General features: G+C 68.4%; 13 protein-coding genes. 6 read left to right on the top strand and 7 right to left on the bottom strand.

Annotated elements, in window-relative coordinates; genetic code table 11:
• Position 1: 1 nt before the first annotated feature.
• Positions 2-175, bottom strand: a complete 174-nt coding sequence (locus tag AC1DTF_RS20900) for a DUF2613 domain-containing protein (protein WP_082614413.1) — start codon at positions 173-175, stop codon at positions 2-4.
• Between the two features lie 31 nt (positions 176-206).
• Between AC1DTF_RS20900 and AC1DTF_RS20895 the strand changes: the two genes are divergently transcribed.
• Genes AC1DTF_RS20895 through AC1DTF_RS20885 form a run of 3 tightly spaced genes read left to right on the top strand, consistent with a single transcriptional unit; the run spans position 207 to position 2,323 of the window.
• Positions 207-500 (top strand): hypothetical protein, encoded by a 294-nt coding sequence (locus AC1DTF_RS20895; RefSeq protein ID WP_477475445.1) that lies wholly within the window; start codon positions 207-209, stop codon positions 498-500.
• A 40-nt stretch (positions 501-540) separates the two neighbouring features.
• Positions 541-1,701, top strand: coding sequence for a glycoside hydrolase family 3 N-terminal domain-containing protein (locus tag AC1DTF_RS20890; RefSeq protein ID WP_477475444.1), 1,161 nt, complete (start codon positions 541-543; stop codon positions 1,699-1,701).
• Between the two features lie 19 nt (positions 1,702-1,720).
• Positions 1,721-2,323, top strand: coding sequence for a TetR/AcrR family transcriptional regulator (locus AC1DTF_RS20885; RefSeq protein WP_057169895.1), 603 nt, complete (start codon positions 1,721-1,723; stop codon positions 2,321-2,323).
• On the opposite strand, the gene AC1DTF_RS20880 is transcribed toward AC1DTF_RS20885, so the two are convergent.
• Both AC1DTF_RS20880 and AC1DTF_RS20875 read right to left on the bottom strand, forming a co-directional pair.
• Positions 2,320-3,165 (bottom strand): MaoC/PaaZ C-terminal domain-containing protein, encoded by an 846-nt coding sequence (locus AC1DTF_RS20880; protein ID WP_057169894.1) that lies wholly within the window; start codon positions 3,163-3,165, stop codon positions 2,320-2,322. The two genes, AC1DTF_RS20885 and AC1DTF_RS20880, sit on opposite strands and share 4 nt — an antisense overlap.
• A 33-nt stretch (positions 3,166-3,198) precedes the next feature.
• Complete coding sequence (locus tag AC1DTF_RS20875; protein ID WP_477475443.1) at positions 3,199-4,551, bottom strand: 3-oxoacyl-ACP reductase; 1,353 nt, start codon at positions 4,549-4,551, stop codon at positions 3,199-3,201.
• Between the two features lie 46 nt (positions 4,552-4,597).
• Here AC1DTF_RS20875 and AC1DTF_RS20870 point away from each other — a divergent pair, with 46 nt between their 5' ends.
• Entirely contained in the window at positions 4,598-5,899 is a 1,302-nt protein-coding gene (locus AC1DTF_RS20870; protein WP_057169892.1) for an acetyl-CoA C-acetyltransferase, read from the top strand.
• 194 nt (positions 5,900-6,093) lie between these two features.
• Here the strand turns inward: AC1DTF_RS20870 and AC1DTF_RS20865 are convergent, their stop codons facing one another.
• The gene (locus tag AC1DTF_RS20865) at positions 6,094-7,152 is read right to left on the bottom strand and encodes a TDT family transporter (RefSeq protein WP_477475464.1); all 1,059 of its coding nucleotides are present in this window, start codon (positions 7,150-7,152) and stop codon (positions 6,094-6,096) included.
• A gap of 72 nt (positions 7,153-7,224) precedes the next feature.
• Between AC1DTF_RS20865 and AC1DTF_RS20860 the strand changes: the two genes are divergently transcribed.
• A complete protein-coding gene (locus AC1DTF_RS20860; RefSeq protein WP_477475442.1) occupies positions 7,225-8,181 on the top strand; it encodes a TIGR03564 family F420-dependent LLM class oxidoreductase in 957 nt (318 codons plus the stop codon).
• A 218-nt stretch (positions 8,182-8,399) separates the two neighbouring features.
• Positions 8,400-8,759 carry a helix-turn-helix domain-containing protein gene (locus tag AC1DTF_RS20855; protein WP_477475441.1) on the top strand — a complete coding sequence of 120 codons (360 nt, stop codon included), beginning with the start codon at positions 8,400-8,402 and terminating at the stop codon, positions 8,757-8,759.
• A gap of 10 nt (positions 8,760-8,769) precedes the next feature.
• Here the strand turns inward: AC1DTF_RS20855 and AC1DTF_RS20850 are convergent, their stop codons facing one another.
• From AC1DTF_RS20850 to AC1DTF_RS20840, 3 genes are all read right to left on the bottom strand, one after another.
• Complete coding sequence (locus AC1DTF_RS20850) at positions 8,770-9,360, bottom strand: ClpP family protease (RefSeq protein WP_477475440.1); 591 nt, start codon at positions 9,358-9,360, stop codon at positions 8,770-8,772.
• A gap of 61 nt (positions 9,361-9,421) precedes the next feature.
• Positions 9,422-10,021 carry a ClpP family protease gene (locus tag AC1DTF_RS20845; protein WP_477475439.1) on the bottom strand — a complete coding sequence of 200 codons (600 nt, stop codon included), beginning with the start codon at positions 10,019-10,021 and terminating at the stop codon, positions 9,422-9,424.
• A gap of 184 nt (positions 10,022-10,205) precedes the next feature.
• Positions 10,206-10,706: acyl-CoA dehydrogenase C-terminal domain-containing protein (locus AC1DTF_RS20840; RefSeq protein WP_477475438.1), on the bottom strand; the 501-nt coding region annotated here is incomplete at its 5' end.

Here is a 10,706-nt window from a genome sequence, read left to right as displayed (position 1 = left end):
GTCAGGCCCGGTCGCCGTATTCAACGCGGTTGAGCACCGAGGACGCCGGGTCTCCCGATTGCACCGGTGGCTTGGTGTCCTGCTGGACCATCAGCGTCACGCCGAAGATCGCCGCCGCGCCCAACAGCAGGCCGACCACAACGCTGGCCGCAGCGGGCACGACGAACCGTTCCATGCCCGCCAACCTAGCACGTCAGAATGGTGGGGTGACTTCGGCGGAGCGGGAGTTCTGGCGCTCGGCGACGTGCACCGTGTGGGTGAGCCTCGGGCCCACCGGCGCCGTGGTGTTCGCCGGGTTCGACCGCGCCTACCTGGACGGATACGAATATCACGTGTCGGTGGACCCCGAGGACCTGCCGGCGCTGCGGGCCGCACTGGGCGTCGGTCCGGACGCCGACCTGCTCGACGCGGTGTGTGCCGCAGCCGACACGATCATGGCCGTCGGCGAGCGCAGCTGGCTGCAGTCCCACGGGGTCCCGTGCGCACTGCAGGTCTGGTGAACGGCTGCCGATCGAGCACGGACCGCTAGTCTCGAGACCCATGTCGATGTCGCGCGCACTCTGTGCCCTGACCGCGCTGTCCGGTCTCCTGCTGGCCTGCTCGCCCGCCGAACCGCAGGAGGCGGCCGCCCCGCCGGCCCCGGCGAGCAGCGGCGCGCCCGTGCCGAGCAACGCCTCCTTCGATCAGCCGCTGCCGGCCGCACCGGCGCCCGGCTCCTGCGATATCGCCACCCTGTCGACGCGCGACAAGCTCGCCCAGCTGCTGATGGTCGGTGTCAGCAACGCCGCCGACGCCCGCGCGGTGGTCGCCGACCAGCATGTCGGCGGCATCATGATCGGCAGCTGGACCGACAAGTCGATGCTCGGTGCGCCACTGGCCGACATCGCGGCGAACTCGGGCCCGCTGTCGCTGGCCGTCAGCGTCGACGAAGAGGGCGGCCGGGTGTCCCGGCTGGCCGGTGTGATCGGCAGCCAGCCCTCGGCACGGGAGCTGGCCCAGACCAAGACCCCCGACGAGGTGTACGGGATCGCGCTCGAGCGCGGCCGGGCCATGCGCGGCCTGGGCATCACCGTGGATTTCGCGCCGGTCGTCGACGTGACCGGTGAGAGCGCCGCGATCGGTGACCGCTCGTTCGGGGACGATCCGGAGACGGTGACCGAGTACGCCGGCGCCTATGCGCGCGGCCTGCGCGACGCCGGCGTGCTGCCGGTGCTCAAGCATTTTCCCGGCCACGGGCGCGCCTCGGGTGACTCGCACACCGGTGCCGTGTCCACCCCGCCGCTGGCCGAACTGCAGAACGACGACCTGGTCCCGTACCGCACGTTGACTGCCCAGCCGCCGGTGGCGGTGATGGTGGGCCACATGCAGGTGCCCGGGCTGACCGGCGGCGAGCAGGCCAGCCTGAGTCCCGCGGCCTACAACCTGCTGCGCACCGAGTTCGGTTTCGGTGGCCTCGTCTACACCGACGACCTGTCCAGCATGGCCGCGATCAACCAGCAGTACGGAGTCGCGGCGGCGGTGCTGAAGTCCTTGCAGGCCGGCGCCGATGTCGCGCTGTGGATCACCACCGCCGAGGTTCCCGCCGTCCTGGACCGCCTCGAGCAGGCGGTCGCCGCCGGCGAGCTGTCCCAGGCCGCGGTGGATGCGTCGGTGCAGCGGGTGGCGGCCTCCAAGGGGCCTAACCCCAACTGCGGCCGCTGATCACCCGTACTCTGAGCCGATGGCCGGTGGAACCAAGCGGTTGCCGCGCGCGGTGCGCGAGCAGCAGATGCTCGACGCTGCCGTGCAGATGTTCTCCATCAACGGCTATCACGAGACGTCGATGGATGCCATCGCCGCCGAGGCGCAGATTTCCAAACCGATGCTCTACCTCTATTACGGCTCCAAGGAAGATCTCTTCGGGGCGTGCCTGGACCGTGAACTGAACCGATTCGTCGACGAGGTGCGCGGCAAGATCGACTTCACGCAAAGCCCAAAGGACATGCTGAGCAACGCCGTTGGCGCGTTCCTCGGTTATATCGACAGCAACCGCGCGTCGTGGATCGTGCTTTACAGCCAGGCGACCAGTTCGCAGGCGTTCGCGCACACCGTGCGTGAGGGTCGGGAACGGATCATCGATCTGGTCGGCAGGCTGTTGCAGTCCGGTACCCGAAACCCGGAGCCGGACGCCGATTTCAACATGATGGCCGTTGCGCTGGTGGGTGCCGGCGAGGCCATCGCGGACCGGGTCAGCACCGGTGACGCCGGCGTGCACGACGCCACCGAACTGATGATCAACCTGTTCTGGCGCGGCCTGAAGGGTAAGCCGACCGACAAGGGTTAGGACAGCCCGGTCACCGATGCCGTCAGATGCGGGTAGCCCTTCGACAGGTGCCGAAGCGCCAACTCCCAACCATTGTCGGTGGCGTCCACGTAGAGCCCGGCGCGCGCCGGCAGCAGCACCGGCTTGCCGAAGCGCACCGAGTACTTCACCGCATCGGGCAGCCGGCCCTCGATATTGGCGAGCACGGCTGCTGCGCTGAACATCCCGTGCGCGATGGCGGTGGGGAACCCGAACAGCTTGGCGCCCAGTGAGCTGGTGTGGATCGGGTTGTGGTCACCGCCGATCGAGGCATAGGAGCGGATCTGGCCCGCCGAGATGCTCAGCACCGCGTTCGGCGGTGGCAGCTTCTTCTGCTTGGGCGGCTCGGGCCGCGGCTCGCCGGACAGGCTGGTGCGCTGCTGGTGCAGGAAGGTGGTGGTCTGCTCCCAGGCCAGATCGTTGCCGATCTTGATGCTGGTCACCAGATCCACCAGCAGGCCCTTGCGGTGCTCGCGCAGGTTCTCCGCGTGCACCGACACGTCCAGCGCATCGCTGACGGTGATCGGCCGGTACTGGGTGATGTGGTTCTCGGTGTGCACCGAACCCATTGCCGCAAAAGGGAAATCGAACGATGTGGCCAGCGACATCATGGTCGGGAAGGTCAGCGCGAACGGGTAGGTCAGCGGCACGGCATTGTCGAAGCGCAGCCCGGTGACGTTCGCGTACGCGGCGACGTTGGCCGGGTCGATCCGGAGTTCGGGGACGTGGACGGTGCGGTCGGGCAGGCCACCGGCACGCGGTACGAACGGCAGCGCGCCGGCGACGGCCCGTGCCATGTTGACGAGACCGTTAGGTTGCGACATACCGGTGTCCTTTGTTCTTCGCGCAAGCGCTCATCACGCCCCCAGCAGGGCTTGGCCGCAGACCCGAATGGTGTTGCCGGTGACCGCATTCGACGCCGGGCTCGCGAAGTAGGCGATGGTCTCGGCGACGTCGACGGGCTGGCCGCCCTGGAACAGCGAGTTCAGCCGGCGGCCCACCTCGCGGGTGGCCAGCGGGATGGCCTCGGTCATCTTGGTCTCGATGAACCCGGGAGCCACGGCGTTGATGGTGATGCCCTTCTCGCCCAGGGACGGGCTCAGGGCTTCGACGATGCCGATCATGCCGGCCTTGGTCGCCGCGTAGTTGGTCTGGCCACGGTTGCCCGCGATACCGGCCATCGACGACAGGCCGACCACCCGGCCGCCCTCGCCGAGCACACCGGCGGCGACCAGGCCCTCGGTGAGATTCAGCGGCGCAAGAAGATTCACCGCGACCACCGAATCCCAACGCGGCTCGTCCATGTTGGCGAGCAGCTTGTCGCGGGTGATACCGGCGTTGTTGACCAGGACGTCGACCTTGCCGCCATGGTGCTCGGTGAGATGCGCGACGATCTGGTCCACCGCGTCGGGCGCGGTGACGTCCAGCGCGAGCGCCGTGCCGCCCACCTTCTCGGCGGTCTCCTTCAGCGCCTCCTCGGCGGCCGGTACGTCGACGGCGACCACCGCGGCGCCGTCGCGGGCGAAGACCTCGGCGATGGTCGCGCCGATACCGCGGGCGGCGCCGGTCACCACGGCGACCTTGCCTGCCAGTGGCTTGTCCCAGTCCGCAGGCGCCTGCGACGCGGCGGCACCGACCCGGAAGACCTGCCCGTCGACGAACGCGGACTTGCCGGACAGGATGAAACGCAGCGTCGATTCCAGGCCGGAGGCGCCCGCGTCGGCGTCGTCGGCCAGGTACACCAGTGAGACCGTCGCGCCGCGACGCAGTTCCTTACCCAGTGATCGGGTGAACCCCTCCAGGGCGCGCTGCACGATGTGCTCGTGCGCCGTGCCGGTGCCCGACGGGGTGGTGCCGATGACGACCACCCGGCCCGAGGCGCCGAGGTTGCGAAGTACCGGGGTGAAGAACTTGTAGAGCTCCTTGAGCCCGGAGGGTTCGGTGATACCGGTGGCGTCGAACACCAGCCCGCCGAACGAGTCGGCCCACCGCCCGCCGATGTTGTCGGAGACGACGTCGTAGTCGTCGGAGAGGGCGGCGCGCAGCGGTTCGACCACCCGGCCCTCCCCGCCGATCAGCAGCGATCCGGCGAGCGGCGGCTGGCCGGCGCGGTAGCGGCGCAGCTCTTCGGGCTGCGGAACGCCGAGTTGTTTGGCCAGGAATGATCCGGGCCCGGAATTGACCACTTGGGAGAACAGGTCGGAAGCCATGGGTACTAACTTACTCCAGAGTAAGGTTTGCGGGTAACCTTGGGGCATGCCTTCAGAAACCAATGACCGCCGCGTCGCCGTCCTCGGCGGAAACCGGATCCCCTTCGTGCGCTCCGACGGCGCCTACGCGAATGCCTCCAACCAGGACATGTTCACCGCCGTCCTGGACGGCCTCGCCGAACGGTTCGGATTGCGCGGCGAGAAGCTCGACGCTGTGATCGGTGGCGCGGTGCTCAAGCACAGCCGCGATTTCAACCTGATGCGCGAAAGCGTGCTGGGTAGCTCCCTGTCGCCCTACACCCCGGGCATCGACCTGCAGCAGGCCTGCGGCACCGGCCTGCAGTCGGCGATCGCCGCCGCCGACGGGATCGCCCGCGGCCGTTACCAGGTGGCTGCCGCCGGCGGCGTGGACACCACCTCGGATGCGCCCATCGCGTTCGGCGACGACCTGCGCGGCGTATTGCTCAGCCTGCGCCGCTCCAAGTCCAACCTCGATCGACTCAAGCTGGTCGGCAAGCTGCCCGCCGCCCTCGGTGTGGAGATCCCCACCAACGGCGAACCCCGCACCGGGCTGTCGATGGGCGAGCATGCCGCCATCACCGCCAAGGAGATGGGCATCAAGCGCGTCGATCAGGACGAGCTCGCCGCGGCCAGCCACCGCAACATGGCCGCCGCCTATGACCGCGGGTTCTTCGATGACCTGGTCACCCCCTTCCTCGGCGTCTACCGCGACAACAATCTGCGTGCCGATTCGTCGCCGGAGAAGCTGGCCAAGCTCAAGCCTGTCTTCGGTGTGCGCAACGGTGACGCGACGATGACCGCGGGCAACTCCACGCCATTGACCGATGGCGCATCGGTGGCGCTGCTGTCCACCGAGGAGTGGGCCGCCGAGCACAACCTCCCGGTGCTGGCGTACTTCGTCGACGGGGAGACCGCCGCGGTCGATTACGTCAACGGGCCGGACGGGCTGCTGATGGCGCCGACCTACGCGGTGCCGCGGCTGCTCGCCCGCAACGGCCTGACCCTGCAGGACTTCGACTTCTACGAGATCCACGAGGCATTCGCCTCCGTGGTGCTGGCCACGCTGGCGGCCTGGGAGTCACCGGACTACTGCAAGGGCCGACTCGGACTGGACGCCCCGCTGGGTGCCATCGACCGCAGCAAGCTCAACGTCAACGGCTCCTCGCTGGCGGCCGGGCACCCGTTCGCCGCGACCGGCGGGCGCATCGTCGCGCAGCTGGCCAAGCAGCTGGCGGAGAAGAAGAAGGAGACCGGGCAGCCGGTGCGCGGCCTGATCTCGGTCTGCGCCGCAGGTGGGCAGGGTGTGACGGCCATCCTGGAGGCCTAGTCACGTCGCCGAAACTGTGTTCCGGACGGCGCCTACTCGCGTTTTCCCTGCTGGAATACAGTTTCGGCCCGGCCCGGAAAGTTGCAGAAAAAAGTTTTTCGGATTCCTGTAACGCTCGCCGGAGCACCGTCGATACATGGGATAGCTCCGTGTTSCCGTCTGACCCCCCGACCCGACGGCAACACGGGGCTTCTCTATTTCTCGCCCACGTCCTTGGATGCGGTGACCGGCCCCGCTCCGGGTGGCGCGAACAGGCTGCCCGCCAGACTGCCGCGCGCGGTCCGCACCGCGACCAGGGCCCATGTGCACAGCAGGCCGGCGTAGGCCGCCGAGGCGGCGACCTCGAACGCCGGCAGCCCGGTGTGCACCGCCAGCTGGGTGGTCCCGGTGACGAATGTCCCGACCGGGAACGTCAGGCTCCACCAGGTCAACGCGAACGGCATCCCGCGCCGCAGGGTGCGGACCGTGAGCGCGGTGGCCAGGGCGATCCACAGCACGCAGAAACCCCAGACCGGCACCCCGAACAGGATCGCGAAGATCCCCATTCCGGCGGCGAGCTGCGGTGCGACGGCCAGGTGCGCCTCGTTGGCGAGCAGCCCGGCCACCGTGATCGATTGGCCCAGCGGACCGAGCACGATCCACAGCGTCGGGACCCGCGCGGTGCCGGAGGTGCCGTACAGGGCCAGCCGGCTCCAGATCATCGTGATGATGATCAGCGCGGCGATCAGTGACAGCCCGAACATCGCCAGGCAGCCGTAGAACATGGTCGTCCGTCCCGTGCCCGGGGCCATGTGCGGGATCAGCATCGCCCCCGACGCAGCGGACACCATCGGCGGCACCACCGGCATCAGCCAACCGCCGAAGGCGGCGTCCGGGCCCACGTTGAGCTGGGTGAACATCAGGTACGGGATGGTCATCGCGGTGAACAGACCGCCGATGGTGCCCGCCGACCACAGCACCCAGTTGATGTCGACGGCCAGGCTTTCGCCGATCAGATCCTTGCCGACGAGCATGGTGCCGGACCCGACGGTCAGCAGCGCCATGGGTGCGGCGCCGTAGAAATGCGCCATCTGCGGATTGCGCGCATGCCCGCGTGCGACGGTGGGGTGGCGGAACCACTGCACGGTGACCGTGATGAGGAGCGCCACCAGAAGTAGCGCCGCGAAGACCCAGACGATGTCGGTGAACACCCGCAGCCCGGGTGGCTGGACCGGCAGCGTCGCGCCCGCGACGACGATGATCCCGGTCCCCATCACCGACGAGAACCAGTTCGGGCCGAAGTTTCCCAGCCGTGTCTCGGTTTCGGTCACGATTCGGCGGGCATCATGAGGTGCATGCAGATCAGCATCCTCGGGTCACTGTCCGGATCGGGCGGCACGTCCCTCGTCGACGGCGTCGTGTCGGAATTCGCAAAGTTGCGCGACGAGGGTTTCCGCCGGATCTGGATGACCCAGATGCCGTACGAGCCGGACCTGCTGACCGTGCTGGCGGTGGCCCTGCGTGAGGTCGACACCATCGAGGTCGGCACCGGGGTGGTGCCGATCCAGAATCAACATCCGATGCAGCTGGCGCAGCGCGCGCTGACGCTCAACCTGATCGCTGGAGGTCGCTTCATCCTCGGATTGGGGATGACGCACGCGGCCGTCACCGAAGGCATGTGGGGCATTCCGTGGGACCGGTCGGTGCGACGGCTCAACGAGTATCTGGACGGGCTGCTGCCGCTGCTGGCGGGCGAACCCGCCGATGCGCCCGGCGAGATCTACACGACCCGCGGCGCGCTGCAGATCCCCGGCGCACCGCAACCCGATGTGTACATCGCCGCGCTGGGCCCGCAGCTGCTGAAAATTGCCGGGCGCCGCACCGCGGGAACCGTGACCTGGATGACCGGGCCGAAAACGCTGGCCGAACATGTCGGCCCGGCGTTGCGGGCCGCGGCCGCCCCCGAAGGGCGTTCGGTCCGGGTGGTGGCCGCGCTGCCCATCAGCGTCACCGATGACGTCGACGGCGCGCGCAGCCAGGCCGCCGAGCAGTTCGCGATGTACGGGCACCTGCCGTCCTACCGCGCCATGCTCGACCGGGAGGGCTACGCCGGGCCCGAAGACGCCGTGCTGATCGGGGACGAGGAGACCGTGACCGCCCGTATCGACGAGCTGCGCGCCGCCGGCGTGCACGAATATGTGGGCGTGGTCTACGACAAGTCGCCCGAGGTCAGGGACCGAACGAGGGCGTTGTTGCGGGCGCTGGACGTCGACCTGGAAGGCGCCGAAAAACCTCTGGTGTGATTGTCGTCACAGGCGTACAGTCGACCGCACGACGGGTTCGGGAGTGACACATCCAAAGAGCCGGGACGAGGTGAAACTCCGGCCGCGCGAGATACCGAAAGGTATATGAGGACGCCCTCGAGGTCGAAAGACCGACAGTCCTCCCGAACCCGCCCACACGTCTTCTGCCCATGGTGAACAACGCGCCGCAGCCCGATGATTGCGGCCATGATGCTGGCATGGGCGACATCATTCGCATCCACCCGGACCGCAGGCCGTCGCGCGAGCCGGAGCCCTTGTGGCGGGAAGTCCTCGGCCGGCGGCTCCGCGACACCCGCCGGCGCCGCGGTGACCGGCTGGTCGACGTCGCCGCCCGTGCCGGGGTGTCACCGCAGTACCTCTCCGAGATCGAGCGCGGCCGCAAGGAGCCGTCCAGCGAGATGATCGCCGCCGTGTGCGGGGCGCTGAACATCGAGCTCGGGCGGCTGCTCGGCGGCATCTCGGCCGATCTCACCCGGCGCCCGACTTCCGCGACTTCCCGGGTCGCTCCGCTCCTGCCCGACGGGRGCACCGGCGGTGTGACGCTGCTGGCTGCCTAGGCGGCGGGTCCTAGGCCCGCTGATCCAGCACCCGGTCGGCCAGGCCGTAGGCCACCGCGCCCTCGGCGTCGAACACCCGGTCGCGGTCGGTGTCGTGCCGGAGCTGTTCGACGCCGCGGCCGGTGTGCCGGGACAGGATCGATTCCAGCTGATTGCGCATCCGGACCACCTCGTCGGCCTGCAGGATCAGATCCGGGATGGTGCCGCGGCCCTGGGCGGCCGGCTGGTGCAGCACCACCCTGGTGTGCGGCAGCACCGAACGACGCCCGGGCTCACCGGCGGCCAGCAGTACGGCCCCGGTCGCCACGGCCTGCCCGACGCACGTGGTCGCCACCGGGGCTTTGATGAAGCGCATGGTGTCGTAGACGGCGAGCATCGCCGACAGATCGCCACCCTCGGAGTTGATGTAGAGCCCGATCTCCTGTTCCGGGTTGTCGGCCTCCAGATGCAGCAGTTGGGCGATGAGGGCGTTGGCGATGCCGGAATCGATGGCGGTGCCCAGGTAGACGATGCGCTCGGTGAGCAGGTGCGAGTAGACGTCCATGATGCGCTCGCCGCTGGGGGTGCGCGCGATGACATTGGGGATGGTGTAGGTACTCATGCGGTTCCCTCGCAGGCTCGGGTCCCGCATGTCGTCTGTCGATTCGTTCGGCGAGCCTCACTCATGCGTGAATTCCCAACTGCTGCTTACGGTTCGGGGCGATCTGCCCGAACTCGCCGACGATGTGGTCGATGAACCCGTAGCTGCGTGCCTGCTCGGCGGTGAACCAGCGATCGTGCAGGGAGTCGGTGAAGATGCGCTCGACGTCCTGGCCGGTATCCGCGGCGATGATGGCGAGCACGGTGTCGCGGGTGTGCCGCAGATCGTCGGCCTGCACCTCCACCTCGACCGCGGAACCGGCGATACCCGCCGACCCCTGGTGCATCAGGATGCGTGCGTGCGGAAGTGCGAACCGCTTGCCCGGCGTGCCGGACGACAGCAGGAATTGTCCTGCGCTGCAGGCCAGTCCGAGCGCCAGCGTGGACACATCGGCGGGAATCAGCCGCATCACATCGCGAATCGCGAGCATGGCCGGCACCGAACCGCCGGGGGAGTGGATCCACAGGGCGACATCGTCATCGGAATCGGAGGCCAGCGTCAGCAGTTGCGCCATCAGCACGGCGCCGTTGTCGTCGTCGAGGGGGCCGTCGAGCACGAGGACGCGCTTGCGGTACAGATCCTCGCGTAGCTGCCGGCCGAACAGGGGTGGTTTCTCGGTCATGGGTTAGACACTGCCGCGCGCAACGGCATTCGCGCATGCGGTGCTGCTGTGAGCAGAACGACTCGGCGAAACTCGCGTACCGGGGCCGATTCGAGCGCGGATTACCCCGGGTACGCGAGTTTCGCCACCAAACGCAAGGACCCCCGGGATCGCCGGGGGTCCTTGGTCTTTGGAACTCAGAGACTCAGAAAGCTGCTTCGTCCAGTTCCATCACTTCGTTGTCGATGGCGTCGAGCACCGTGCGGGTGCTGGTCAGCAGCGGCAGGAAGTTCTTGGCGAAGAACGACGCGGCGCCGATCTTGCCCTCGTAGAACGCCTTGTCCGCACCGGTGGCGCCGGCGTCGAGCTTCTCGATCGCCACGGCGGCCTCACGCTGCAGCAGCCAGCCGATGACCAGGTCGCCGACGCTCATCAGGAAGCGCACCGAACCCAGGCCCACCTTGTAGATGGCGGACGGATCCTCCTGCGAGGCCATCAGGTAACCGGTCAACGTGGCGGCCATGCCCTGCACGTCCTCCAGGGCGGTCGCCAGCAGTGCGCGCTCGGCCTTCAGGCGGCCGTTGCCGGTCGCGTTCTTCACGAAGGTGTCGATCTCACCGGACAGGTAGGCCAGCGCCTGGCCCTTGTCGCGGATGATCTTGCGGAAGAAGAAGTCCTGCGCCTGGATCGCGGTGGTGCCCTCGTA

The organism is Mycobacterium sp. P4_H6, assembly GCF_056400845.1.
Note: the sequence above shows the minus strand (reverse complement) of the source record. Positions and strands in the feature narration are given on the sequence as shown.

Coding starts and splice junctions, on each gene's coding strand:
- AC1DTF_RS20875 (WP_477475443.1), bottom strand. CDS start 4,551: ATGGCTTCCGACCTGTTCTCCCAAGTGGTCAATTCCGGGCCCGGATCA.
- AC1DTF_RS20845 (WP_477475439.1), bottom strand. CDS start 10,021: ATGACCGAGAAACCACCCCTGTTCGGCCGGCAGCTACGCGAGGATCTG.
- AC1DTF_RS20890 (WP_477475444.1), top strand. CDS start 541: ATGTCGATGTCGCGCGCACTCTGTGCCCTGACCGCGCTGTCCGGTCTC.
- AC1DTF_RS20880 (WP_057169894.1), bottom strand. CDS start 3,165: ATGTCGCAACCTAACGGTCTCGTCAACATGGCACGGGCCGTCGCCGGC.
- AC1DTF_RS20850 (WP_477475440.1), bottom strand. CDS start 9,360: ATGAGTACCTACACCATCCCCAATGTCATCGCGCGCACCCCCAGCGGC.
- AC1DTF_RS20900 (WP_082614413.1), bottom strand. CDS start 175: ATGGAACGGTTCGTCGTGCCCGCTGCGGCCAGCGTTGTGGTCGGCCTG.
- AC1DTF_RS20870 (WP_057169892.1), top strand. CDS start 4,598: ATGCCTTCAGAAACCAATGACCGCCGCGTCGCCGTCCTCGGCGGAAAC.
- AC1DTF_RS20865 (WP_477475464.1), bottom strand. CDS start 7,152: ATGGGGACCGGGATCATCGTCGTCGCGGGCGCGACGCTGCCGGTCCAG.
- AC1DTF_RS20860 (WP_477475442.1), top strand. CDS start 7,225: ATGAGGTGCATGCAGATCAGCATCCTCGGGTCACTGTCCGGATCGGGC.
- AC1DTF_RS20885 (WP_057169895.1), top strand. CDS start 1,721: ATGGCCGGTGGAACCAAGCGGTTGCCGCGCGCGGTGCGCGAGCAGCAG.